We start from the raw sequence: 24,235 nt of genomic DNA on the forward strand, positions 1-24,235 counted from the left end.
TTTTGCTATCCGCCCGCATAGCGGGTGGGTTTTTGTTTCGCACGCTTTAGCGTGCTCAACTGGGCCTAAAGGCAATACTAAAAAGCACCGCACAAGGCGGTGCTTCATTAGTTTAGTTAACATTATTGGTTATTGGTCGTCGGCTTCGATCAAACCATAGCGGCCGTCGTTACGACGGTACACAATGCTAATGCCGTTCGTTTCAGCATCTTCGTAGATAAAGAAGTCGTGGCCTAACATGTCCATTTGCAGGACAGCCTCTTCATTATCCATTGGCTTCAACGAAACGCGCTTGGTCCGAACAACCTCTAACTCCTTACCTTCAGCTGGTTCTGGCTCCGCAGCTTCGGGTGCGAAATCAAGGTTCTTGTAACCTTTTTCCCGGGACTTACGGTTAACTTTGGTCTTGTACTTGCGAATTTGCCGTTCCAGCTTATCGGTAACCAAATCAACACTTGCATATAAGTCCGGAGAAGTTTCCTCTGCCCGTAATGTCAAGTATGGGAGTGGGATTGTTACTTCAACCTTCGCTGTCTTGTTTTGGTAGACCTTCAGGTTGACATGCGCAATTGCCTCAACTTTGTTGTCGAAATATTTCTCCAACTTGCTGATACGCTTTTCAACGTAATCCCGTATTGCGTCAGTAACTTCGATGTTTTCACCACGAATATTAAATGTGAGCATAAAACTTCTCTCCCTTCAACCAAGAAATACTTGGCTTGCTCAGCATTAGAAGGACCACTCTTCTAATATGCTTTGCTTACTATTATTATAATAGAAAGCCCTATCAGAAACAATTATTCTCACGAAATTTAATGGTGTTCAACGCGCTAAAGTCAAGCTAGTAACCGCTTTCGCGCCTCCTAAATAAATTTGGTTTGCTGCGTGCCGCAATGTTCTTCCTGTCGTATAGACGTCATCCAGTAGTAAAACCCGCCGATTTGCGATAATTTTGGCCGCAGCTGCGTCCAGCATAAACGGTTGTGGCGTGACCAATCGTTCCGCTCGGGTCTTAGCCGATTGTGGCTGAGATTTGTGATCTGCCTTAACCCGGAGCACCTGTTGGAAAGGCTGATCGCGTAGCCACCCCGTGACTTGATTAAAGCCTCGGGTCAACCACGTATGCTGATCCACCGGAATCGGCACTAGAACATCATAAGTCTGCCGCGCTAGTGCCCGATATAAGGGTGCCTGCAGCGCCTTCCGTAAGGCGTAATCCCCTTGAAATTTATACTGTTGCATGTAGGCCTTCATCCCCGCATCATACTGAAATAACGCATGGTTCGTCAGCGTTTCCGTCCCCCACCGTTCGCAGTCGTGACACCGAATGGTTGTAGCTTGCTGACGGCCACAAGCCGGGCAGTGGGCTCCGGTGATTGGTGTAAACCGTTCCTGACAGCTTGAGCAGAGCGCTGGTACCGGTAGCGGTCGCCAGCGCAACAAGTCCTGCAGGGTCACCGGCGGCTCAAATGTTCGGGTACACCAGACACATCTCGTCATGGTCGCCGTCCTCCCCGCTGCTTTCCCTGTCGATTGAGTCGCGTGATCATGGCCTGTGCCCGCCGAACGACTCGCGTCTGCGTTTGGACGTAGCAGGTCACCTCTCCGTCCGGGAAGTCTGCGCTCCGCCCCGCTCGACCGGCAATCTGAACCAATGCCGCCGTTGAGAAGACAGCATCGTCGCCGCCTAGAATCACCACAGCTATATTGGAAAAGGTTACCCCGCGTTCCAGAATTGTGGTGGTCACCAGATACGAAAGTTTTTGATCGCGTAACGCCTGAACTTTACCAGTCCGTTCTGGATCTGCGGCGTGAACACTGACCCCACCGCGGACACCCTGTTGGCCCAATTCAGCCATGATTTCGGGTAAGTCACGGACGTGCGGGACGAACAACAGAAAACGTTGCCCTTTTCCCAAATAAGCCAAGAGTTGTCGAATGAGTGGCCGCGGCAGTCGTCCTTTATGCAAGCGCTCTCGCCACCGCCACGCTAGTCTCACCCGCAACTGCGGTAAGAGATAGCCGTGGTAGCGCAAGGGTAAATAGGTCGTAACCAATGTCCGCTGGCGAATCTGTCGTTGCAACTTTTCTCCGGGCGTCGCCGTGAGGTAGAGGTGCTGCCCCTTAGACTTTTCGGCGCGCGTGATAGCCAGTTGGAGTAAGGGACTCGTGGCCAACGGAAAAGCATCGACCTCATCCACAATGATCCAATCGAAGGCCTGATCAAACCGCAACAACTGGTGCGTCGTACAGACTGTCAGCTGACTATATTGATAGGGCGCTGACTGCTCACCATACAGCAGACACTGACTGACCGCAGCAAACGCAGCCCGAATCCGGGGGGCCAGCTCCAAGCAAACGTCCACTCGTGGTGAGACCCACGCAATCCGCCAGCCCTGGGTCACCGCCCAGGCCAATGCCGGATAGACGATCTCGGTCTTTCCCGCGCCGGTCACAGCCCACAACAACTGATTTTGTCCCAGTTGTACGTGCTGGCGAATACTCTCGGCGGCCTGTTGCTGATCCGGACTCAGCTCCCCCGTCCAAGTCAGCGGCGACTCTGGCGGCGAGAAGCGATTTGGCTCCGGAATAGTGTATAATTTAGTCTGTGAGGTCACCCGCCCCAATTGCAGGCACTGGCGACAATACCACGCACCATTGGGCAACTGATCCGTGTCCGCTAACCACTGCTGGCACCGTTGACACTGGTAGTGTGCGCCAACTTGCTGAACAGCCGGCATTCCCATTCCTAACTGAGATGTTCCTGTTGCGGCTGATAAACGGCGACCAAAGTATTCTGATAAATCAATCATAGCGTTCCTCCCATCTGATGGTACAGGAACTAACTCCGTAAAAAGCGGCGAAATATTTTTCGAGAAAGGTGTTTTTTTATGGAAACTGACTATTTAACGATTCAAGCGACCGGTCAACATGATCTGGAAATCAAAAAATCCCGCTTTATTACCGACATTGCCCGGGTATCAACTGAAGACGAGGCCAAGGCCTTTCTCGCCACCGTCAGTGCGCGTGAACCCAAGGCCAATCATCATTGTTGGGCCTACGTCTTAGGCGAGCACGACGAGATTCAGCGAGAAAGCGACAACGGCGAGCCTTCAGGAACGGCCGGTGTTCCCATTTTGACGGTCTTGCAACGTAATCAGCTTCACAACGTGATTGCCGTCGTCACCCGTTACTTTGGTGGCATCAAGCTAGGCGCCGGTGGCCTGATTCGCGCCTACAGCAACGCCACATCAACGGCGATTGAAGCCGTTGGTGTGGTCAAACGTGTCCGTCAACGGGCCCTGACCCTGACGGTCGATTACGCCAACTATGATCGGCTGAGTCACTATTTAACCGAAGAAAAAATTACGACGCTAGACACCACCTACACGGACGCCGTAGCCGTCACGATTGCGGTAGACTTGGATAACGTCGACGCCACTCAGCAGGCCATTACAGACCTCCTCAGTAACCGGTTGACCGTAACCACCGGTGACATCGACTACCACGAAGTCCCCGCTGAGATCCACGCCAGCAGTCGCGAGTCAGACTGACTTTGTAAAATACGTCGGGTTTGTCTGCAACCTGAGATTCCGCCGCGACCGCAGCGAACCGCTTTTAAAAATTACGTTAATCCGAGCTGATGTTTAACGCGGTCACAAATTTGGCTCACGTCAGGACTAAACTAAATTGCGGCTAAAAAACTAGCTTAGCCGGAGGAAGCCAGGGATGGCGCCAGCCGTGACGACGGTGTTAGACCGGGCGCTTGATTTTTCCCGGCCTTATACCGTGGGACGTGTTTGGAAACTCGCACGAATTTCGCGAGGTTTCAAACCGAGCTGGAAGCCCGCTCTTCGGCTGCAAGCGGTCCCCACAGCGGCAGAATCCCTGGCAGCCGCAGGCGACTGATTTCATCCCAATCTAATGACATGAAAAAAGCAGCACACCAATTTAATGGCGTGCTGCTTTCGTTTAATCTGAATTTTTAGACGTTAACTGCTTCACGATACGCTTGATCCAATGCAATAACGGCTGGCGGTTCGACCCCACCAAGCCGATTGCCTCGACGAAGAGTTCCAAACCGATCAGAATGGCTATCGTCAAGAGAACCGAGCCCACAATCGTTGACAGCGGGTACAGCAATGAGATAAAAGAAAAAATCAGGGCAATACCGTAGATGACCAACACCGTTTGCCGGTGGGTCAATCCCAGTTGCATTAACCGATGGTGCAAATGGTGCTTATCGGCATGTGAGATCGGCTGCTTGTTTAAGATCCGCCGAATCATCGCGTACACGGTATCCGTGATGGGCACCCCCAAGATAATTACGGGGATAATCACGGAGATAAAGGTCACGTTCTTCAACCCATACAGTGAGAAACAAGCAATCATAAACCCAATGAATTGGGCCCCGGTATCCCCCAGATAAATCCGTGCTGGGAAGAAATTGTAAGGCAAGAACCCGACCATCGCAGCAACCAAAGCAAAGATCATGATGGCAACCCAAGTATTCGCTACGTTGAGGAAGAACAAGCCAATAATCCCGGTCGTCGTCAAAGCAATGATGGAAACCCCCGTTGCCAAGCCATCGAGCCCATCAATCAAGTTGATGGCGTTGACAATTGCCACGATCCACAGCAACGTGATGGGTAAGGCCAGCCAGCCAAAGTGCCAGACGCCAATAAACGGTAGCGTCAGGTAGCGCATTCGAACGCCCGCAATAAAGTAGACTTCCAGTGCAGCGGCTAATTGGAACATCACTTTCTGCCGTGGTTTTAATTCAAAAACATCATCAATCATACCACCCGCGATGATAATACATTCACCGCCGAACAGGCCCCACAACTGTTGCGTCGGCATTTGATCGCGCAAGAGAAACATGGTTGAAAAGGTAAACGCAATAAAGATTGCCAGGCCACCCAGTGTCGGCATTGGCACCTTGTTGACCCGTCGTTGATTCGGTTTATCCACCGCACCAATTTGAAACGCAAAGCGGCGTACAAACGGCGTTAGGACTGCGGAGATAATCATGGTAGCAAACAAGCTAACAATAATCTCAAATCTCATAAAGTGTCCTCTTTCTTTCCTACATATCTTTTGCTAATTATACAAATCTCGCAATTTAAACACAACCGCCATTTGCAGAATGTTCAGAAAAGTTAAGGTTTGCAGGAGTCCTCAACACTTTTCACAAGCACAACCATCCAAGACAGCACTTAGTTAGTTCAGCGAAAAACCAATGAAAACAAATGCCTACTGGATTCCGCTAATTATAAGTATATAAATATTCGGTAATCGCCGAAATGGCGGTGCTTACGCTTGTGTATTCGGAAGCTGCCCCATATAATGTGGTTAGTTCAAGAGCAATTAAGTTCTTATTGATATTTTTATAATTGGTGTCTAATTTCTTTGTGAAATTTCGGCAATTGTTGCTTGAATTTGGTGTTTCATTGAAAGGAGATTTTTCTATGGCTAGCCAAGATAAAGTTCCCCAAACGGAAACCACCGAAGAGAAGCCATCCCCTATTATTGTGCAGATGGCCATCTTCGCCGCAGTTTTGTTCGTCTCCAGTTTAATTTCACCTTTATTTCCGCCATCCTTCCCCGTACCAACACCGGTTATTGGCTTGATTATTCTCTACTTCCTACTAGCTTCACATATCGTCAAGCTACGAAACGTTGAAAAGTTTGGTGATTTCATGATCAGTCTGATTGCCTTTCTCTTCGTGCCATCCGGGATTCAACTGGCCGCCAGCCTCGACATTCTCAAGGCTCAGGGGATTCAAATTGTTAGCGTCGTCCTGATTGCAACGATTGTCATGCTGGTCGTTGTCGCCTACACCACAGCCGGTATGATTTGGATTCGTAAGCACGTCTTCCACCGCAGCGTTGACGTTAAATCCTAATAAAAGACCAACTATCTTCAGCACTTCGGTTCAATCTGTCAGTCCCCTCACGTTTAATTCTTCAAAAACATAAAGATTGAAAATTCCTAAGCCTATTTCAGCTTAGTCTGTGAATTCTGCCTGTCTTAAACCAACTCCGAATACAAGTTAATTCGCTGGCCAATAACTTACTCGGTACCTCATTTATCGATCTAATCAATGGTTAACAAACCTAGCCAGCGTTCTGGCAGCCACAGGCGAAAACTTTCAACCTTTAGCATAAAGCATAAAAGAGATGAGTGTCCATGATTATTCTTACAGCAGCACCGCACATGGCGGTCTGGGGCAAGTGGCTGGGCGATGCGCTTGGCACTAATGCAGCTGGCGCTCCTGCCGGCAATGCCGTCTTCGGGATTTTTCTGTCCCTGTTAGTTTATCTGATTGGTCAATGGCTCTTCAAAGTAGGCAAAGGCTTCTTCCTATTTCAACCCCTCTTTGTTGGGATGGTCCTCGGAATCTTTATCCTGTTTCTGATGGCCAAGGTCTTTGGGACCACTACCGCAGAATTCTACAAGTCAGCCTACAAACCGGGTGGAGACATTATCTTCTGGTTCCTGAATCCAGCAACGATTGCTTTTGCTATTCCACTGTATCGACGCAATGACATCGTTAAGCGTTTCTGGCTTGAAATCACCCTGTCCCTCATTATCGGCCTCGTGGTCTCGCTGTTCTTCATCTATGGTGCGGCCCGACTGCTAGGCTTGAACGATATCGGTATCGCCTCAATGCTACCTCAAGCGGCCACGACTGCGATTGCCATGCCAATTGCCGCGGCAACTGGTGGAAATGCAGCCATCACGGCCATGGCCTGTATCCTCAATGCCGTCATTATTTACGCACTGGGCGGTTGGCTGGTTAAGTTCTTCCGGCTCAACAACGATCCCATCGGTGCTGGCCTCGGTTTAGGAACCGCGGGCCACACTGTGGGTTCCGCCAAGGCTTTGCAACTGGGGTCCATTCAAGAGTCCATGGCGTCGATTGCCGTCGTCATTATTTCAATTGTGGTTGATATCGTCGTGCCACCTTTTGCCGCCTTTATGGGCTTAAAGTAACCCGATTTGAAAGAGCGTAGACCAATCTCTCACTCTTTTTTTGACCAAATTTCGTGATTTAGTAACGAATCCGATGGCTTGTGAAGAATAGTTATCTTGAAACCCTTTTTGAAACCTAGGCTGGCTACTTGCAGACATATGTTACTACACAAGCCGTGTCATACCGCAGATTGTCCTTGTGCATTCCGTTCAACTCCATATAATGATTACGAGCAATCGAGAACGGATTCACAGCTAGTTTCATCCTGCCTCTGCCAAGACCTTCTTTGTGAAATCTCTACAATCGTCGTATCACGCTTCATGCTTGAAAGGCAGTTTTATCTTGGCTGCGACTAACCACGCCATTGGAGACGGTCGAGGAACAGCTCACACCAATTCTGGGCCAGAAGAGTATCTTCGCTGTGATTCTATTCATAGCAAGTCTCATCTCACCCTGTTCCCAACGGCTCTGACCGTGCCTACGCCAGTAATTGACATCGTACTTCTCTATATCCTGCTGGCCACTCATATTCTAAAACGACGTAACGTTGAAAAATTCGCTGATTTTATAATCAGCCTGACTGCTTTTCTCTTCGTCCCTGACGGCGTCCAACTTGCCGCAAGCCTTGACATTCTAGGGGCCCAGGGACTCCAAATTACCGCGGTCGTGTTGATTGCCACCATCGTCAGGTTGGTGCTAGTCAGCTACACCGCCGTCGGGTTGATTTAGCATCGTCAGCACCTGCTCCACCGCGCAATAGCGGCCGAACAGGAGTCGACCCTTTAGTCCCTAAATTAAGAAGGTTATAAAATGATTATCTTAGCGGAAAACCCCAATTTAGCGTTGTGGGGCAAATGGCTCGGCGATGGTCTTGGCACCAACGCCGACGGCTCCACCGCTGGTAACGCCATCTTTGGTATCTTCTTGTCACTCGTCGTTTACTTAATCGGCCAATGGCTCTTCAAAATCAGCAAGGGCTTCTTCCTCTTCCAACCCCTATTTGTCGGGATGGTTTTAGGGATCTTCGTCCTCTTTCTTCTTGCCAAAACCTTTGGCACCACCACGGCCAACTTTTATCGGTCCGCCTACAAGCCTGGGGGAGACATCATCTTCTGGTTTCTGAATCCGGCAACGATTGCTTTTGCCGTCCCCCTCTATCGACGAAACGATATCGTCAAAAAGTATTGGCTCGAAATTATTTTGTCCCTGATCATTGGACTCAGCATCTCATTATTGGTGATTTACGAGGCCGCTAAGCTCATTGGTCTCGACAGGGTGGGAATTGCGTCAATGTTGCCTCAAGCTGCGACAACGGCCATTGCAATGCCCATCTCTAATGCCATCGGCGGTGTCGGTGCAGTCACCGCGACCGCCTGTATCCTGAACTCGGTCATCATCTACGCCCTGGGTGACTGGCTGGTCAAGTTCTTCCGGATCGACAAGGACCCAATTGGGGCTGGATTAGGGCTGGGGACCGCCGGACACACGGTCGGTTCGGCCAAGGCCGTTCAACTGGGTTCGATTCAAGGGTCCATGGCCTCGATTGCCGTCGTCATTATCTCAATCGTGGTTGACCTCTTGGTACCCCCATTTGCTTCCTTGGTTGGTTTACGATGAGTCAGCAACAAGCGTAACCCCCAACTCGCATCACTCTTCAAGAAAGATACGGTCCCCAATCGCCAATGATTGCGGGCCGTTTTTAATTTTCAAGTCAGTCACATCAAAAAGCCCCACAAAACCAAGTTGGCTTTGTGAGGCTAAGTCACTACTCTTTCAAGTGATAGTTATAAGTCGAAACAATGATATTTTCCCGTGAATTCAACGTCGTCCGTAAGCGCAACGCCGTTTGGTTATGCAGGATGTTCTGCCATGGATGTCGTGGCACGAACTGTGGCACTAAGACCGTCGTGGTGAAGTTCCGTTCAACCGCCCGTTTAGCGATCACGTCACAGAAACGCAACGTTGGCGTCGCAATGGATCGGTAGGACGAGTGAATATCCACGAAACGAATGTCTGGGAATTCTTCCTTGAACTCCTGAGCCGTCTTGTGTTCCTTCTCCGGATTCTCATCGAAGGACACATGCATCGCAATCACATAGTCCCCGATGGACCGGGCGTAGTTGATGGCACCAGCCGTCACCCGCGTAATGTTGCTGACCAGGACGATGACCGTTGCCCCGTCATACTCGTGCATATCCGCCTTCGTCTTTGCCGCTACCCGCAGTTGCCGAGCAACCCGCTTGTAATGCTGATGGATTCGGTTAAACAGCAAGAGTAACAGTGGCATGATGATCAGGTATGGCCAAACGTTGGCAAAGCGGATGAACAACAGAATCAGAACCAACGCCAATGAAATCAGCGCACCGATAAGGTTGATCAACGCTTTCCCCTGCCAGAAACCCTCACGCGTTCGGAACCAGTGAATAATCATCCCGGATTGTGACAGAACAAATGGCACGAAAACCCCGATTGCATACAGTGGAATCAGGAGCGTGGTTTGCCCATGGAAGATGAAGATCAGGACAATGGCCCCGACCGCCAGGGAAATGATCCCGTTGGAGTAGCCCAACCGGTCCCCCCGGTCCAAGTACGCGTGTGGTAAGAACTTATCTTTGGCCAGATTATAAGCCAGAATTGGGAATGCCGAGAAACCGGTATTGGCCGCAACGGCTAAAATCATTGCCGTAGATAATTGCAGAATATAGTAGATAGCCCCGTGACCGAACACGCCGCTCGCAATCTGCGAGAGGACCGTTTGGCCGGCTTGTGGTCGAACCCCCATGTAGTAACTGAGGAACGTGATACCACCAAAGAAGATGGCCAGAATCGTTGCCATAATGGCCAACGTCGCCGCCGCGTTATGACTCTTGGGCTTTTTGAAGTTTGGTACTGCGTTACTGAGTGCTTCCACCCCAGTCAGGGAAGAAGACCCGGACGAGAATGCCCGTAAGAATAGCAACAACGTCATGCCGGAGACGGACCCACCTAATTGCGCCGAAGCGTGGTAGGTGATGTTCCCCGTCACGATGTTGTAGAAGCCGACACCGATCATGATGAAAATCATCAGGATGAAGAAATAAACTGGACCCGTCAAGAATGCTGCAGACTCGCGCATCCCCCGCAGGTTTAACAGCATGATCCCAATCACAATCAGGATTGAAATTAACACCGAGTATGGCGACAGTGCTGGAATCGCCGAGGTAATGGCCTCGGTCCCAGATGTCGTTGAAACGGCCACGGTCAGCATATAATCGACCAACAGTGATCCCCCGGCAACTAACCCCGCCGACTGCCCCCAGTTTGTGCTGGCAACCACGTAGGCGCCACCACCGGATGGATAGGCATGAATGATCTGTTGGTAAGAAAGCGTGATCGCAAACAACAGAATTAAGACCAGCGCAGCAACCCACAATTGATACATCAGGGCGGCTGCGGATAAGGTGATTAAGACTGTGGTAATTTGCTCAGTACCATAAGCCACGGAGGATAACGCGTCAGATGACAGTAAGGCTAATGCCTTAAACTTGGTCAACGCTTGACCGCCTTCATCCATGGTCTTTAGGGGTTTACCAATTAAAACCCGCTTTAAATAACGCCACATGACTACTTACTCCTTATCTCCATAAATAATGAAAACGGGCCTACACCCGTCTTTTAAAGTCTCTATAATTGTTACGATTTCAAACGCAAACGTAATTCTACTACAACTAGCTCCACAATACCACTCTTGTTCAGCTTAGCAACTAAGAAAACTGCCAACGGTGTGGTCACATCAATTGACCGCCCATTCAGCATTGCCGATCAGCGGCAAAAGAAAACGCTTTACAGATTATTCTCTCCCCCGCGAAAATTCACCAACTTTAGTAGTGTCAACCATGTCTGACCACCCCATTCAAGACTCGCTAAATCTACGGCTATTTCCGCAAACGATACGAATAATTTAAGCCACCGTACAAACCAGCCTAAGATTTGGCTGCATTTGCACCACACATTTAGCCTCTATATCCAAACCTATTGTCAACTTGCAACCGCCGTTACGCACGAACTACGGCCCTCCCAGCATCATTGCAAGAGCAGCTATTCCCCGCAGAACGGCTTGATCTCATAACTTCCGCTTACCATCAATGGGAATTATTAAAGTACACGAATCAGTCTATAAGCATTTTATAGTATACTGAAGCGTAAGGGGGGAATTTGACGATGACAACGACAATCAATGGCGTCACCTTTTTTCAAGACAATCTAGTGGCAACCCGCTCACATAAGAATCAACTCTTACCCTACACAAGAGAGCTCGATCAGCTCCTAACGCAGCGAAATATCTACACTCAGCCACGTAGAGTCGCGCAGTCCCGGATTCCTTTTGGTCAAGTCGTTTGTGTGCCAACGGGGATTCAGGCCGAAGCCTACAGTATCTTTCTGACGGGACGACACTTCTTCAGTATGGGCGCCTTCAGCTCCGCTAACAGCGTCCTACCAGTAAACACCATTATTGGCCGCTACTCTTCAATTGCACATAACGTGAACCGGATGCAAGGGAGTCATCCGACCACGCGATTCACGACATCAATGCTAACGTACAGTCGTTCAGTAGATGCCTTCAACGACTACTTGGCAGATACCGCTAACACCTTCGAGCGCGTACCCAACCCCATTCCCAACGCCGGACCGATTGTCATCGGTAACGACGTCTGGATTGGCCAGGACGTGCGCTTCGCCCCCACTGGCATCACGGTGGGCGATGGTGCCGTGATTGCTGGTGGCGCCGTTGTCACTAAAGACGTTCCCCCCTATGCGGTGGTGGGCGGTGTTCCCGCGCGGATTCTCAAGTTTCGTTTTTCCAGTTACATCATTGAACAATTAATGAATTTGAAATGGTGGCAGTATGGCTTCGGTGATTTCCACGGTGTGGCACCCGACGATGATATCGAAGTCTTTATCGACAAAGTTGGCAATCTCGTAGCAGCTGGCGACCTTCAGCCCTTCACACCCCCGGTAACGACCTTTGCCGATTTTACCACCGCTAGCGAACTGACCACTTAACAGAGTGGGACAAAAGGCGGTTAGCTGGCGAGCATTAAGGCTGCTAACCGAATAATCCCGAACTTGGATTGTTTGGTTAGCAGTTTTAAGCGGAACCAGCTGCCTTTTGGCGCACGTTTCGGCCATGTAAGATTAGATAGCAAAAGAGCCTGGGACTTTATCCCAGGCTCTCTTTCTTTCACACTAGCAAGCTAGTGATTCAATTTTTACATCATGCCGCCCATACCTGGGTTAGCAGGAGCTGCTGGTGCTGGGTTGTCTTCTGGCTTGTCAGCCACAACGGCTTCAGTCGTTAACAACAGAGCAGAAACGGATGCAGCGTTTTGAAGTGCAGAACGGGTAACCTTGGTTGGGTCGGTGATACCAGCCTTAACCATGTCTTCGTAGTTGTTGTCGGCGGCGTTGTAACCAATGCCTTCCTTTTCACCCTTCAGGTGTTCAACAACAACGGAGCCTTCGACACCGGCGTTTTCAGCGATTTGACGAACTGGTTCTTCCAAAGCGCGGAGAACGATGTTAACACCCGTCAATTCGTCGCCTTCAGCTTCAACCTTGGCAACGTCCTTGATGACGTTGATCAAAGCAGTCCCACCACCAGCAACGAAGCCTTCTTCAACAGCGGCACGCGTTGCGTTCAAGGCATCTTCAATGCGGTATTTACGTTCCTTTAATTCAGTTTCAGTTGCGGCACCGACACGAACAACGGCAACCCCGCCGGCTAACTTAGCCAGACGTTCCTTCAACTTGTCACGGTCGAAGTCAGAAGTCGTTTCTTCGATTTGGCCCTTGATTTCAGCAACCCGGGCAGCGATTTGATCCTTGGCACCAGCACCTTCAACGACCGTGGTGTTGTCCTTGGTAACGTTGACCTTTTGTGCTTGACCCAATTGATCAATCGTCGTGTCCTTCAAGTTAAGACCTAAGTCATCGGTGATGACAGTCCCACCAGTCAGAACGGCGATATCTTGCAAGGTAGCTTTACGACGGTCACCAAAGCCAGGAGCCTTGACAGCAACGACGTTAAAGGTCCCACGCATCTTGTTCAAAACCAAGGTAGGTAAGGCTTCACCGGTAATGTCATCGGCAATGATCAAGAGTGAACGGCTTTGTTCAACAACGGATTGCAGTAATGGCAAAATGTCTTGAATGTTAGCGATCTTCTTGTCAGTGATCAAGATGTAAGGGTTGTCCAAATTAGCTTCCATCTTGTCGTTGTCGGTAACCATGTATTGTGACATGTAGCCACGGTCGAATTGCATTCCTTCGACAACGTCCAAGCTGGTATCAACACCACGGGATTCTTCAATGGTGATAACCCCATCGTTACCAACCTTTTCCATGGCATCGGCAATCAACTTACCAGTGTCTTGGCTAGCAGATGAAATCGATGCGATTTGGGCGATATCTTCCTTAGTCTTAACGTCATGGGACATCTTGTGTAACCCATCAACGGCAGCCTTCGTAGCCTTTTCAATCCCGCGACGGATACCAACAGGGTTAGCACCGGCAGTCACGTTCTTCATACCTTCGTTAACGATAGCTTGCGTCAAAACGGTGGCAGTGGTCGTCCCATCACCAGCGATGTCGTTGGTCTTGGAAGCAACTTCGGAAACCAACTTAGCACCCATGTTTTCGAAGTGATCTTCGAGTTCGATGGACTTAGCAATCGTCACACCATCATTGGTGATGGTTGGGTTGCCGTAGCTTTGTTCCAAAACAACGTTACGACCCTTAGGTCCAAGGGTTGTCTTAACCGTATCAGCTAACTTATCAACACCGGCAAGCATCTTGCTCCGGGCGTCTTCAGAAAATTTTAATTCTTTAGCCATTTTAAAAATTCACCTCATACTAAAATTTTTGAATTATCTTGGATAGTCTTCTTTAAGTGGAAACGGGATTAGTCGACGATTGCGACTAAGTCCTTTTCGTGTAAAACAAGGTAAGTCGTGTCTTGGTACTTAACTTCGGTACCGGAATACTTGTCGAACAACACCTTGTCGCCAACCTTAACAGCTGGGGCTACCTTTTCGCCATTGTCTAACACACGGCCATCACCGACAGCTACAACGTTTGCCGTTTGTGGCTTTTCTTGAGCATTACTTGCGAGCACAATGCCGCCAACCGTGGTTTCTTCTTCTTCTGGTTGATCCAAAATGACGCGGTCTCCTAATGGTTTTAACACTTGAATCCCTCCAATGAACTTACTTATTAGCACTGTTAGCACTTGACTAACATAAGTGCTAATCAACAATATCTAATATATGGTTTTTCCCTCTAAAAATCAAGGAATTTGACAAACAAATTCACCGATTCCGTCCCCCTACCATGCGCTATCCGGTGTGGCTGAGAGGCTTAGCGAATTTTAGATTTTCCAGATGGCAATTCATTTGGTCTAGACACTTTGTTCTTAAAATGTAAAACCATCCTAATTCTGTCTGAAATTAAATATTGATTTTGTCCAACTTTAATAGCATGTTCCGAATTCATAAAACCTCAGTCGACTTATGACCTATGGCAGTACCCCACTCAACTGGGGACTGCGATTGTTCTAAATTTACCTAAGTCGGAGGCTGCCAGGGATGGAGCCAACCGTGACGACGGCGTTAGGCCGGGTGCTCGCTTTCTCCCGGTCTTACGGCGTGGGACGTGTTTGGAAACTCGTGTGAACTTCGCGAGGTTTCGAACCGAGCCGGAAGCCCGTCCTTTGGCTGCAGGCGGTCCCCACAGTGGCGGAATCCCTGGCAGCCGCAGACGACAATATAGAAACAATAAAAAAATCGCAATCCCCAAATGGGGACTGCGATTCAACCATTAGCTTAAATTATTGTAGTGTTCCAAGAAGTAGATCAATGTTTGGAGCTCATTGGTCAAGTCCACGTTTTGAACGCGAACGCCCTTTGGCACGGTAATCCGCAGTGGTGTGAAGTTCAAGATACCTTTGACACCGCCAGACACGGCTTCATCGGTTACTTCTTGCGCCACCTGGGATGGGACGGTCAAGATGGCCACTTCAATCTGTTGTTCCTCCAACTGCGTCCGCAGATCCGTCATCGGATAGATGGGCACCCCACTTTGAATCGTGTTGGCAATCTCTTGCTTCACGTCAAAGGCGGCACTGATTCGCACGTTGCTGTCCTGATGGAAATTAAAGTTCAACAGGGCGTGACCCAAGTTACCAACCCCAATTAGAGCAACGCTAGTTAAGCGGTCCTGATTCAAAATCTTCTTAAAGAACTTAATCAAACTTTCAACGTCATACCCATAGCCCCGTTTACCGAGGGCCCCAAAGTATGAGAAGTCCCGACGAATTGTAGCGGAATCGACCTTAACGGCTTCGGACAATTCAGTCGAAGACACCCGGGTTTTGTCGGCGTCGAGTAAAATGTTAAGGTAACGGTAGTAGATGGGCAAGCGCTTGGCGGTCGCCCGGGGAATTTTTTGTTCTGTCAAAAACGAGACCTCCTAATCAAAGAAACTGGCTATCGTTCACAAGCGATAGCCTCATATTTAAATAATTGTCTGGATTGTGAAATCAACTTTCTTATAGATTATAGCATAACCGTTCATCTTGTGAAAGAATTTGCAAGTTTTTTTCACTATTTAAGCCACAATTTCGGTCTCCCTCGAGAATATGCTAAAATAGTGGGTATCAGTGTCCGCTATCTCCCCTGGTCATTAAGGCTACTTTTCCTCTGCCTATGGGAAACAGCGACGACTTGCCGCGACTTATTAGCGTTATTTAACGTCGTACCGGCCATCAATTTTCAACATCACTTTAATTCTAAAAACGAACACAAAACCACTAAAGGAGGTTGACTCACCGTGATTCTTTTACAAGTCCAACAAGTTACCCGGCGCTTCGGTGCCGCCGTCCTATTCGAAAACGTCAGTATGGATGTTCCCGAGCACGGGCGCGTGGCCCTCGTCGGCCGTAACGGTGCGGGGAAATCAACCCTATTAAAAATGATTGCTGGCGAAACCACCCCAGATGTCGGTCAAATTACAACCAAACGTGGCCTGACCCTGGGATACCAAGCTCAGAACGCTGGCCTCGCGTCAACCAAGACCGTCTGGAACGAAATGCTCAGTGTCTTTGCTAAACTCATTGCCATGGAAAACCGGATGCATGAGTTGGAACAGCAAATGAGCGACCCGACCGTGACCGCTGACCAAGAACAATTTGCACAGGTTTCGGCGAGTTACGATCAGCTTCAACAAGATTTCAGCGACCAAAATGGTTACGGCTACCAGGCCGAAATTCGCGGTGTGCTCCACGGATTTGAATTTGACGAAAGCTACTATGATAAGCCAATTAATGAACTTTCTGGTGGACAGCGAACGCAGTTGGCCCTGGCCAAATTGCTGTTAGAACGTCCCGACCTCTTAATCTTGGACGAACCCACCAACCACTTGGACGTTGAGACGTTGACCTGGTTGGAAGGTTACCTGCAAGGTTATCCCGGCGCCATTCTCGTCGTCTCCCATGACCGGTACTTCCTCGATCACGTGGTCAACGACGTCTACGACATGGCTCACGGTGGCCTCGACCACTACCCCGGTAATTACTCACACTACATTGCCGCCAAGGCGGAACGGTTGCGTTTAGCCTGGAAAGAATACGACAAGCAACAGGCCGAGATCGGTAAGCTGGAAGACTTCGTCAACAAAAACATCGTCCGGGCATCCACGACCAAACGGGCCCAGGCCCGCCGCAAACAATTGGAAAAGATGGACAAGATGGACCGACCAGAAGGTGACGAAAAGGCCGCTCGGTTCAGCTTCCATCCGAAACGCCAGAGTGGTAACGTCGTGCTAGACGTCGTCAACGGTGCTGTTGGGTACAATGGCCAGATTCTTGCGGCTCCCGTTACCCTAGACATCAAGAAACATCAGGCCGTCGCCATCGTTGGCCCCAACGGCATTGGTAAATCCACTCTGCTCAAGACGATTCTCGGTCGAATTCCAGCTATTCAGGGACAGATCATCTTCGGTACCGGTGTGGACACCGGCTACTACGATCAGGATCAGGCTACGTTGCATGACAAGAAGTCCGTGCTCCACGAGCTCTGGGACGACCATCCCACAACCCCCGAGGGCGATATCCGCTCCATTCTCGGTAGTTTTCTCTTCACCGGTAGCGATGTCGACAAGAGCGTTCACAGCCTGAGTGGTGGTGAGCGCGCACGTCTGCTACTGACGAAATTAGCTCTGCAACACGATAATTTTCTCATGCTTGACGAACCCACCAACCATTTGGATATCGACAGTCGCGAGGTCTTGGAGACCGCGTTAAATGAATTCGACGGAACTATTCTATTCGTTTCCCATGACCGGTATTTCATCAACCAAGTGGCGACTCAAGTCGTCGAGCTAAGCCCCGAAGGCACCACGCGCTATCTTGGAAATTATGATTACTATGTCTCTAAGAAAGCCGAGCAGGACGCGTATGCTGCTAAGGAAGCTGCCGAAGCTGAGGCAGCCCACCCTACGATCGATGTTCCCAAGCAGACGCAAGTTGACTACCAGGCACAAAAGGACCAGGCGAAAGCGAAACGTAAGCTGAGTCGTCAGGTCACCGCCCTGGAAGATCAAATGGGAGACTTGGAAAAGCAAAAGACCGCCGTTGAAACCGAAATGAGCAAGGAAGAAAACTTCAACGACGCTGGCAAGCTCGCCGACCTTCAGGAACAACTCACAGCCGTGACCACGCAACTCAGCGAGACTGAGGATGAATGGACGGAGAAGAGTCTGGAATTGGAAGAGTTTGACGATTAACCACCATAAATAAAGACGCGCCACAACAACTCACTTAATCGTGAATTGTTGTGGCGCGTTTTTGATTAGCTTTAAAAATTCTCGAATTAGACTTTTTCAGTAAAGCCCGCGTAGTCGAGTTCTAAGAACCGAGCCACTCGGTCGAAGCCCTCTTCTAATTGATTCTGGTCGAACGGTCCCCAGCTCTCGACTGCGAACGCAATCTGGCGCTGACTGATCTGTGTCGTCCATTTTCCCACCACAACCCCGTTCGCGATAATCGGTGCGCGGAGAATACCGTTCTTCGACCACAATTGTTGCCGGATCGGCTCTGGCACCAGCCAGGATTTATCCCGGTAACCCGTCATGGGTGAACTGAAACCGGCCGCGACCACGGTTAAGTGGGCCAATTGATCCGTAATCGCGGTGAGTTGGCCGGAAGAAATTGGGGCAATCGTCCAGAACTTTTCCTGTCCGACTGTCACTGGCGTCAATTCCGGTAGAACCGTTTGCCAAGCTGGCTTTACCTGACTGACCTTAATGCCGGACCATTTTACGAAATCAGCCATCGTTGCCGGTCCAAAACCTTGCAGGTACCGGCGAATCAATTCCGTCGTCGCCACCTGCTGATTCAGTAGCGTAGGTGTTGCTGGCGCCAGAAGCAGCCAGTCTTGACCGCTCGTGGTTGGTGCCATTTGCAGTTTACCCTGCGCCGTCAACACTTGCAAAACGGCGTAATCAAAGTTATGGGGCCGCTCAGCATACCAAGTAAAAGCTGCTTGCAAATGTGCGGTATATGCCGCCCGCGTCAAGCGCCCCGCCTGTTGCAAGAGCTGGTCAATTGCAGTGACGGCCGCACGTACATGCTCTTCGACACCCAAGAAATAAGCCTTGGGAAGTCGTTCATTCTGACGGGCCGACACGACCAACCGTAAGTCATCAGACGTCATTAAATGAATCGTCCACCGCTGGGCCCACGACCGGACGATACCTTGCTCCTGATAAAACTTCAAGAGTTGCGGCCGGGTAATCCCCGTTTGCAACGCCACGTTGAGCTCTGCTGCGCGCTGGTTTTGTGCCTGAATCCCAACAATATTAAAAAAGGACGCCGCCAATTCAGCGCTCGTCGTTAACAATCCCTGCTGATACAGGCGATAGGCCAACAATTCGGCTTGATTCATGGGACGTCCTCCTCTATTTATCATTATTATTTAACGGAATCTGCTGCCCAGTCGAATTCCAGACTAGGATCGGCGTTCAACGTTGCATCGGCAAAAACACCGTGTTGGTACGCCACGTAGGCAAAGGCCCCGATCATGGCGGCGTTATCGCCACACAACTTCAGTGGTGCTTTCACCAAGTGCGTCGTTGGGTTGCTCTGTAGATCGCGTTCTAAGCGTTCACGCAGGCCTTGGTTGGCGGCAACCCCACCGGCTAAGATCAGCTGATGGACGGGATAGTCGGCCAACGCGTGCTTGGTTTTTTCGGCCAACACGTCCACAACGGCTTGCTGGAAACTGGCAGAGAGATCCTGCTTGCTCAGCGTTTCGCCGATCTGGTCGGCATGGTGCGTCGTGTTGATGAAGGCACTCTTCAACCCACTGAAGCTAAAGTCAAAGTTGTCGTCTTTTTCCATGGCCCGTGGGAATTTAAACGTATCTTTCCCCTGATGCGCCCACTCGTCAACGGTCTTCCCGGCTGGGTAGTTAACGCCCATGACCCGGCCGACCTTGTCGTAGGCCTCACCGGCAGCGTCATCACGCGTCTCACCAATGATTTCAAATTGATTTTCGGCAGGCATGTAGACCAACTCGGTGTGACCACCGGAAACCAGCAAAGCTAGCGCTGGAAATTCGATGGGTTCCACGTAACGGGCCGCGTAGATGTGCCCCGCCATGTGGTTGACCGGAATCAGCGGCAAGTTGTGTGCAAAAGCCACCGTCTTGGCAGCCGTCACGCCAATCAACAGTGCACCGACTAATCCGGGACCGTACGTGACCGCAACGGCGTCCAAGTCCTCGTAACCTACTTTGGCCTCGTCCAAAGCGTCCTTGATGCACAGCGTCACTTCTTCAATGTGATGCCGACTGGCAACTTCGGGGACGACCCCGCCAAACCGTTGGTGACTCTTGATCTGGGTCGCCACGATGTTGGACAAGATTTTATGACCATCCTCGATAACCGCCACACTGGTCTCGTCACAACTCGATTCAAATGCTAAAATCAAATTTCGCTTTTCCGTTGGACTCACTCCTCTTCCTTCTCTTCGCACTGGGTTAAGATGGTGCTTGCGCCGCCTCCGGGATGGTGAAAATGGACCGGAACGCTGAGGGCGGACGTTGGAAGCCAAAGTACGGTCTTCCAACTTGTCTTTGAGCCGCTAAAAACCACGTCTCAAAGCCACCAGTTCTCTAAGCGGTGAATACCGCTTAGAGAACTCCCACAGCTGGGACCATTTTCACCATCCCTGCGGCTCACACTAGTTTAACCCTATGTTCTGTCGTCATTCTCCACTAGCGCCACCATTTTTCAACGGCTGACATCCGCTTAATCCACACTACCAAACCATAACTGTTTCTCACTTACCTACTATCTCTATTTTTAACTATCCAGTTCAACCACTAGCCAACATGGACCTCACCAAAACAAAAATAACCTGTTAGTTATCTTAACTTTGGTCGGTTCCACATTCCCGATTGGTCGTTCACTTAACGAATTCGGCTTCAATTCCGGGATTAACTATACCACGAAACAGTGAAAGTTCCTAAATGTTGCCAACCCCCACCGCACACAAAAAGCGGGTGGCCCGATGCCTAGCCCGCCTTGGTGTTGCGTTGTTAATTCTGTTCACGCGTTTGCGGTTCCGCGTTCTTATCCTGCGTATCGTCAGCGTCTGTCGTGGCTTCGTCCTCATTTTCATTGAGGTACAACACCATGTCAGCAGCATCTTCGTGGTCACCAAAGTAGTAGCCGCGTTTGATCCCGGTCTGTTCAAATTGCAGATCGCGGTACAGCCGTTGGGCACTCTTATTGGATACCCGGACTTCCAAGCTGACCGTCTTATAGTTCAGCTTGTGCGCCTTCTTGATCATGATGCCCAGCAGGAAACGACCGAGGCCCTTGCCTTGATACTCTGGCAAAACAGCGATATTCGTGATGTGGGCATCCCGATTGCGTTCATCAAAGGTACTTCCAATGAACGCCAGCAGCTTGTCATTCTTACGAATAACCAGGTACAACCGATCCTTATCCCGTCGGAGTTCGTTGGCGAAGGCCGTCGAGTCCCATGGGGCTTGACCTGCGTACACGGCCCGCTCGATTTCAATCATTTCTGGAATGTCGGTAAACAGGGCCTTGGCCACGAAATACGTGACGTCGTGAATTTCGACCCGATGATTTTTAACGTCCATGGTCTCCTCGCGTACGACTTCCCGCCGACTGCCAAATACATTTTTATACCAATTTTTAAATTTTTTCAACATACGATTCGGTATCCTCTTCTGGGTTCTTAGCACGCCATTCGGCTTCGGCTTGCGTCAAACGTAGGTAGTTCGGCACGAACCGATCAACATCACTCACGGGGGTCAACTTCTGCCCCAGCAGGCCAATCGTCGCCACTTGTGGCAAGTTCAACCACGGGCTGATGGCCGGCGTGGCAGCGGAAATCGTGGTGGCAATCAAGTCACTAAAGTTGGCGGCATCACCTAGGAACCATACGGGCTCACCGTACTTGTTGACTGCGGCCAGAAAGTCCGCAACGTCGGTATGCGTATCCGCAATCACTGCGGTTGGCACCCCATTCTTGATCCGGTACAACCCGGCAAAGGCATTTTGATTCCGCGCGTCGAAGATTGGGGCAACCAAGGCGCCTTCAACCGGCACATTGGCGGCCAGGGTCGCCAAGCTTGAGACGGCAACCATGTCGATATTCAACGTTGCGGCCAAGGTCTTAGCGGTCGTCACGGCGATTCGAATGCCCGTGTAAGAGCCAGGTCCCGCCGCAACCACGACGCGATCCAGATCGGTCGGCTTCAATTCTGCCATTGCCAAGAGCCGTTCAATCTCTGGCAACAGGTATTCCGCGTGTTTTTGATGAACCGTGACTGTAATGGCGGCCAGCACTGTGGCATCATCCAGGACAGCAACGCTGAGCGGACGGTTCGATGTATCAATTGCTAAAATCTTCATTTTGCTTGGGTTCCCCTTCATGTGTATGGTGACCACAGCCAATAGCGAAAATGGGAAAAGCGGCGGCTGGTGTTCCCGGCCCGCCGCTTCCCAATGACCGGTTACTTACTTTTTCTCGTGTACTATTCATATCAGTGTCTTATATTACCACAAAGACTGGCGCGGAACATCTTCTCTGCCTGTCTTTATCAAAATTAATCATTTTATCCCGAAAAGCTGACAGATTCATCCCAAACTTCAAGGGGCATCACCGTAATTCACTAGCTTTTTAACGCCGTGGTTGCCAATCAATGGTAGCTAAGACGGCGGTTGTCGCGCCAATTTTTACCGTGTGCTGCGTCGTCGCCGCATTGCTATGCGCAACCTCACTAGTCACTTGATGCCCATATTTCACTTCATTTTCGAAGCGAATCCGGACATCAACAGCCTGGTGCTGCCGCAGCCACTCGGCTGGCAGGGTATCCAACATCCAATCAAAGTAGTGCGCGTTATTCACGTGACCATTCTCATCGATGTCGAAGTACCGCACCGTATAGGGCTTAGCAACACTGGTGGCCGTTTCATCAACCTTTTCCGGCCGCAGTAACCGGGGCAACCGTTTGACCGGTTCGGTTCCGTATGGCACCATGATGGCCGCCGGAATCGTGGCAATCTTCCGGGTCGCGTAGCTCATGGTGACCCAGATGCCCTCGCCGTAAGCTAACTGCTTACCCTCAGTATCGAGCAACCAGTATTCCCGATAGGCAAAGTATTTATTGAAGGCCGTCGCCCGCGTCTTGAGGGTCACCTGATCCCCAATCTCAGGAAACCTATCGACTTGTAAGTGGTACTGCGTCACGACCCAACCAACACCTAAACTATGAATATAGTCCGTGGTTAATTTCAACGCGGCGTTCTGATCCTCGGAGACCAGGACGAACAGGTTGATCAGCATGGCAAGGGTCAAGTGGCCGGTGTCATCCGTTTCATAGTAGACGACCCGGTGCGGTTCACTGAATTCATTTTGGGCCACGCAGGTCACTCCTCATCTAAATGGTGGTAAGTTCGGTAAACATCTTGTTTCTTCAGGCCGCGGAGGTTCGCAACCTCTTTAATGGCCGCATTGGGCTTGTCACCGGCCGCAATCAAACGGTCGACCTGCGTCTCAATGGGTTCGCTGAGGTCAACGGCAGTGGTCGCCGTCGTCGTTGGGTGATCATTGCCCCCAACCAACACGACGAACTCGCCCCGAACCGTATCCGTGGCGGCCCATTCAGCCAGGTCGCTCAGGCTACCACGCAAGAATTCTTCGTAGCGCTTGGTGAGTTCCCGACACAGAACGGCGGGCCGGTCTTCGCCCATCCCCGCAGCCAGATTTGCCAGTGTCTTCCTCAGACGGTGTGGCGCCTCGTAAAAGATCAACGTTTCGGGCCGTTGCGCCAACTCATCGATTTCGGCACGCTGATCCTTGGGTTTGCGATCTAAGAAGCCGTAGAAATAAAACGGTTGTGGCGCTAGTCCTGAGGCAATCAACGCCGTCAGACCTGCATTGGCACCGGGTAACGGCACGACTGGAATGTGGGCTTCGATACAGGCATTGACCAGTTCGTGACCAGGGTCCGAAATGGAGGGCATCCCCGCGTCACTGACCTGCGCGATCTGCATGCCCTGCTGCAACTTTGCGATCAATTGGGGAATGCGTTCCTGCGTGTTGTGTTCGTGAAAACTGATTTGTTTGGTTTCAATTTCAAAGTGATTTAAGAGTTTCTGGGTGTTACGGGTATCTTCGGCGGCAATCAGATCGGCCGCCTTTAACGTCTTGACGGCACGAAAGGTCATGTCATCGAGATTGCCAATGGGTGTCGGCACCAGATATAAGTGACCGCTGTCTGCGGCTTGAAAACTACGTTGACGTTCCATGTGTGGTGCGGACCTCCTATTGATCACGATAGATAACTTCTAGACAAAAGGCACATTCCTCGTCCTGCTTGCGCCGCGTGCCATAGAACTCGCGGCAGACGTGAAAGCCTTCTTCATACAATTTTTCCAAGATCTGCCGCGACTTGGACAAGCCCTGCGGCGTCTCGGGGGCTTCTGGTAAGTCACGTTGAAGCTCCCGCAGAAGGTCCCGTAAGTGTTGGTTTTCGATTTCCAATTCGGCGTTCTGCTCGAACACCTGGGTCATCTCCGCCTGTAAGTCAGTGAATTGGGCGAGCACTTCTTGTATTTGGCCCTCGAGCTGCTTAAATTGATCGTATACTTCTTGTTTTTCCAAGTTGCCACCCCTCCAATGC

Annotated in this window: 21 protein-coding genes and 1 pseudogene; 7 read left to right on the forward strand and 15 right to left on the reverse strand. The window is 50.4% G+C overall.

Annotated features, from left to right (window positions below; genetic code table 11):
• Nucleotides 1–129 precede the first annotated feature (129 nt).
• From hpf to EKM73_RS10660, 3 genes are all read right to left on the reverse strand, one after another.
• On the reverse strand, nt 130–684 hold the full coding sequence (gene hpf / locus EKM73_RS10650; protein ID WP_020088190.1) for a ribosome hibernation-promoting factor, HPF/YfiA family: 555 nt from the start codon (nt 682–684) through the stop codon (nt 130–132).
• A gap of 138 nt (nt 685–822) precedes the next feature.
• Nucleotides 823–1,500, reverse strand: a complete 678-nt coding sequence (locus EKM73_RS10655) for a ComF family protein (protein ID WP_125701862.1) — start codon at nt 1,498–1,500, stop codon at nt 823–825.
• A complete protein-coding gene (locus tag EKM73_RS10660) occupies nt 1,497–2,813 on the reverse strand; it encodes a DEAD/DEAH box helicase (protein ID WP_125701863.1) in 1,317 nt (438 codons plus the stop codon). Before EKM73_RS10660 ends, EKM73_RS10655 begins: the two co-directional genes overlap by 4 nt.
• Nucleotides 2,814–2,891: 78 nt before the next feature.
• Between EKM73_RS10660 and EKM73_RS10665 the strand changes: the two genes are divergently transcribed.
• A complete protein-coding gene (locus tag EKM73_RS10665) occupies nt 2,892–3,554 on the forward strand; it encodes a YigZ family protein (RefSeq protein ID WP_125701864.1) in 663 nt (220 codons plus the stop codon).
• A gap of 418 nt (nt 3,555–3,972) precedes the next feature.
• Here the strand turns inward: EKM73_RS10665 and EKM73_RS10675 are convergent, their stop codons facing one another.
• Nucleotides 3,973–5,067: a glycosyltransferase family 4 protein gene (locus tag EKM73_RS10675; protein WP_125701866.1), complete on the reverse strand. Its 1,095-nt coding sequence runs from the start codon at nt 5,065–5,067 to the stop codon at nt 3,973–3,975.
• Between the two features lie 401 nt (nt 5,068–5,468).
• Between EKM73_RS10675 and EKM73_RS10680 the strand changes: the two genes are divergently transcribed.
• The 4 genes and pseudogenes from EKM73_RS10680 to lrgB all read left to right on the forward strand — a co-directional run bounded on the left by EKM73_RS10680 (nt 5,469) and on the right by lrgB (nt 8,594).
• The gene (locus tag EKM73_RS10680; RefSeq protein ID WP_125701867.1) at nt 5,469–5,906 is read left to right on the forward strand and encodes a CidA/LrgA family protein; all 438 of its coding nucleotides are present in this window, start codon (nt 5,469–5,471) and stop codon (nt 5,904–5,906) included.
• Nucleotides 5,907–6,190: 284 nt separating this feature from the next.
• Entirely contained in the window at nt 6,191–6,997 is an 807-nt protein-coding gene (locus EKM73_RS10685) for an LrgB family protein (protein WP_125701868.1), read from the forward strand.
• A gap of 326 nt (nt 6,998–7,323) precedes the next feature.
• Nucleotides 7,324–7,706, forward strand: a pseudogene (locus EKM73_RS10690) (CidA/LrgA family protein).
• Between the two features lie 81 nt (nt 7,707–7,787).
• Nucleotides 7,788–8,594, forward strand: a complete 807-nt coding sequence (gene lrgB / locus EKM73_RS10695) for an antiholin-like protein LrgB (RefSeq protein ID WP_125701869.1) — start codon at nt 7,788–7,790, stop codon at nt 8,592–8,594.
• A gap of 148 nt (nt 8,595–8,742) precedes the next feature.
• Here lrgB and EKM73_RS10700 read toward each other — a convergent pair whose 3' ends face one another.
• Nucleotides 8,743–10,578 carry an APC family permease gene (locus EKM73_RS10700; RefSeq protein ID WP_125701870.1) on the reverse strand — a complete coding sequence of 612 codons (1,836 nt, stop codon included), beginning with the start codon at nt 10,576–10,578 and terminating at the stop codon, nt 8,743–8,745.
• Between the two features lie 599 nt (nt 10,579–11,177).
• Here EKM73_RS10700 and EKM73_RS13010 point away from each other — a divergent pair.
• Nucleotides 11,178–12,020 carry a CatB-related O-acetyltransferase gene (locus EKM73_RS13010; RefSeq protein WP_125701871.1) on the forward strand — a complete coding sequence of 281 codons (843 nt, stop codon included), beginning with the start codon at nt 11,178–11,180 and terminating at the stop codon, nt 12,018–12,020.
• Nucleotides 12,021–12,226: 206 nt separating this feature from the next.
• Here the strand turns inward: EKM73_RS13010 and groL are convergent, their stop codons facing one another.
• From groL to EKM73_RS10725, 3 genes are all read right to left on the reverse strand, one after another.
• Complete coding sequence (groL, locus tag EKM73_RS10710; protein WP_125701872.1) at nt 12,227–13,849, reverse strand: chaperonin GroEL; 1,623 nt, start codon at nt 13,847–13,849, stop codon at nt 12,227–12,229.
• Between the two features lie 68 nt (nt 13,850–13,917).
• Entirely contained in the window at nt 13,918–14,202 is a 285-nt protein-coding gene (gene groES, locus EKM73_RS10715) for a co-chaperone GroES (RefSeq protein ID WP_125701873.1), read from the reverse strand.
• Between the two features lie 629 nt (nt 14,203–14,831).
• Nucleotides 14,832–15,470: a redox-sensing transcriptional repressor Rex gene (locus EKM73_RS10725; RefSeq protein WP_020088177.1), complete on the reverse strand. Its 639-nt coding sequence runs from the start codon at nt 15,468–15,470 to the stop codon at nt 14,832–14,834.
• 372 nt (nt 15,471–15,842) lie between these two features.
• Here EKM73_RS10725 and EKM73_RS10730 point away from each other — a divergent pair, with 372 nt between their 5' ends.
• Nucleotides 15,843–17,795 carry an ABC-F family ATP-binding cassette domain-containing protein gene (locus EKM73_RS10730; protein WP_125701874.1) on the forward strand — a complete coding sequence of 651 codons (1,953 nt, stop codon included), beginning with the start codon at nt 15,843–15,845 and terminating at the stop codon, nt 17,793–17,795.
• An 86-nt stretch (nt 17,796–17,881) separates the two neighbouring features.
• On the opposite strand, the gene EKM73_RS10735 is transcribed toward EKM73_RS10730, so the two are convergent.
• From EKM73_RS10735 to EKM73_RS10765, 7 genes are all read right to left on the reverse strand, one after another.
• Nucleotides 17,882–18,955, reverse strand: a complete 1,074-nt coding sequence (locus tag EKM73_RS10735; protein WP_164508919.1) for a winged helix DNA-binding domain-containing protein — start codon at nt 18,953–18,955, stop codon at nt 17,882–17,884.
• Between the two features lie 26 nt (nt 18,956–18,981).
• Nucleotides 18,982–20,025 carry a tRNA (adenosine(37)-N6)-threonylcarbamoyltransferase complex transferase subunit TsaD gene (tsaD, locus tag EKM73_RS10740; RefSeq protein WP_125701876.1) on the reverse strand — a complete coding sequence of 348 codons (1,044 nt, stop codon included), beginning with the start codon at nt 20,023–20,025 and terminating at the stop codon, nt 18,982–18,984.
• A gap of 586 nt (nt 20,026–20,611) precedes the next feature.
• Nucleotides 20,612–21,256 carry a ribosomal protein S18-alanine N-acetyltransferase gene (gene rimI / locus EKM73_RS10745; RefSeq protein ID WP_125701877.1) on the reverse strand — a complete coding sequence of 215 codons (645 nt, stop codon included), beginning with the start codon at nt 21,254–21,256 and terminating at the stop codon, nt 20,612–20,614.
• Complete coding sequence (gene tsaB / locus EKM73_RS10750) at nt 21,240–21,962, reverse strand: tRNA (adenosine(37)-N6)-threonylcarbamoyltransferase complex dimerization subunit type 1 TsaB (protein ID WP_125701878.1); 723 nt, start codon at nt 21,960–21,962, stop codon at nt 21,240–21,242. The genes rimI and tsaB overlap by 17 nt, the downstream gene beginning before the upstream one ends.
• A 268-nt stretch (nt 21,963–22,230) precedes the next feature.
• Nucleotides 22,231–22,974 carry an acyl-[acyl-carrier-protein] thioesterase gene (locus EKM73_RS10755; protein ID WP_125701879.1) on the reverse strand — a complete coding sequence of 248 codons (744 nt, stop codon included), beginning with the start codon at nt 22,972–22,974 and terminating at the stop codon, nt 22,231–22,233.
• Between the two features lie 5 nt (nt 22,975–22,979).
• Nucleotides 22,980–23,861, reverse strand: a complete 882-nt coding sequence (rsmI, locus tag EKM73_RS10760; RefSeq protein ID WP_125701880.1) for a 16S rRNA (cytidine(1402)-2'-O)-methyltransferase — start codon at nt 23,859–23,861, stop codon at nt 22,980–22,982.
• Nucleotides 23,862–23,877: 16 nt separating this feature from the next.
• Nucleotides 23,878–24,216 (reverse strand): DNA replication initiation control protein YabA, encoded by a 339-nt coding sequence (locus EKM73_RS10765; RefSeq protein WP_020088169.1) that lies wholly within the window; start codon nt 24,214–24,216, stop codon nt 23,878–23,880.
• Nucleotides 24,217–24,235 lie beyond the last annotated feature (19 nt).

Origin of the sequence: Levilactobacillus fuyuanensis (assembly GCF_003946395.1) — a bacterium.
Classification (GTDB): domain Bacteria; phylum Bacillota; class Bacilli; order Lactobacillales; family Lactobacillaceae; genus Levilactobacillus; species Levilactobacillus fuyuanensis.

What these genes read in the sequence shown, in the direction of transcription:
- hpf (WP_020088190.1), bottom strand. Translation starts at nt 684, where the DNA reads ATGCTCACATTTAATATTCGTGGTGAAAACATCGAAGTTACTGACGCA.
- EKM73_RS10655 (WP_125701862.1), bottom strand. Translation starts at nt 1,500, where the DNA reads ATGACGAGATGTGTCTGGTGTACCCGAACATTTGAGCCGCCGGTGACC.
- EKM73_RS10660 (WP_125701863.1), bottom strand. Translation starts at nt 2,813, where the DNA reads ATGATTGATTTATCAGAATACTTTGGTCGCCGTTTATCAGCCGCAACA.
- EKM73_RS10665 (WP_125701864.1), top strand. Translation starts at nt 2,892, where the DNA reads ATGGAAACTGACTATTTAACGATTCAAGCGACCGGTCAACATGATCTG.
- EKM73_RS10675 (WP_125701866.1), bottom strand. Translation starts at nt 5,067, where the DNA reads ATGAGATTTGAGATTATTGTTAGCTTGTTTGCTACCATGATTATCTCC.
- EKM73_RS10680 (WP_125701867.1), top strand. Translation starts at nt 5,469, where the DNA reads ATGGCTAGCCAAGATAAAGTTCCCCAAACGGAAACCACCGAAGAGAAG.
- EKM73_RS10685 (WP_125701868.1), top strand. Translation starts at nt 6,191, where the DNA reads ATGATTATTCTTACAGCAGCACCGCACATGGCGGTCTGGGGCAAGTGG.
- lrgB (WP_125701869.1), top strand. Translation starts at nt 7,788, where the DNA reads ATGATTATCTTAGCGGAAAACCCCAATTTAGCGTTGTGGGGCAAATGG.
- EKM73_RS10700 (WP_125701870.1), bottom strand. Translation starts at nt 10,578, where the DNA reads ATGTGGCGTTATTTAAAGCGGGTTTTAATTGGTAAACCCCTAAAGACC.
- EKM73_RS13010 (WP_125701871.1), top strand. Translation starts at nt 11,178, where the DNA reads ATGACAACGACAATCAATGGCGTCACCTTTTTTCAAGACAATCTAGTG.
- groL (WP_125701872.1), bottom strand. Translation starts at nt 13,849, where the DNA reads ATGGCTAAAGAATTAAAATTTTCTGAAGACGCCCGGAGCAAGATGCTT.
- EKM73_RS10735 (WP_164508919.1), bottom strand. Translation starts at nt 18,955, where the DNA reads ATGAATCAAGCCGAATTGTTGGCCTATCGCCTGTATCAGCAGGGATTG.
- rimI (WP_125701877.1), bottom strand. Translation starts at nt 21,256, where the DNA reads ATGTTGAAAAAATTTAAAAATTGGTATAAAAATGTATTTGGCAGTCGG.
- tsaB (WP_125701878.1), bottom strand. Translation starts at nt 21,962, where the DNA reads ATGAAGATTTTAGCAATTGATACATCGAACCGTCCGCTCAGCGTTGCT.
- rsmI (WP_125701880.1), bottom strand. Translation starts at nt 23,861, where the DNA reads ATGGAACGTCAACGTAGTTTTCAAGCCGCAGACAGCGGTCACTTATAT.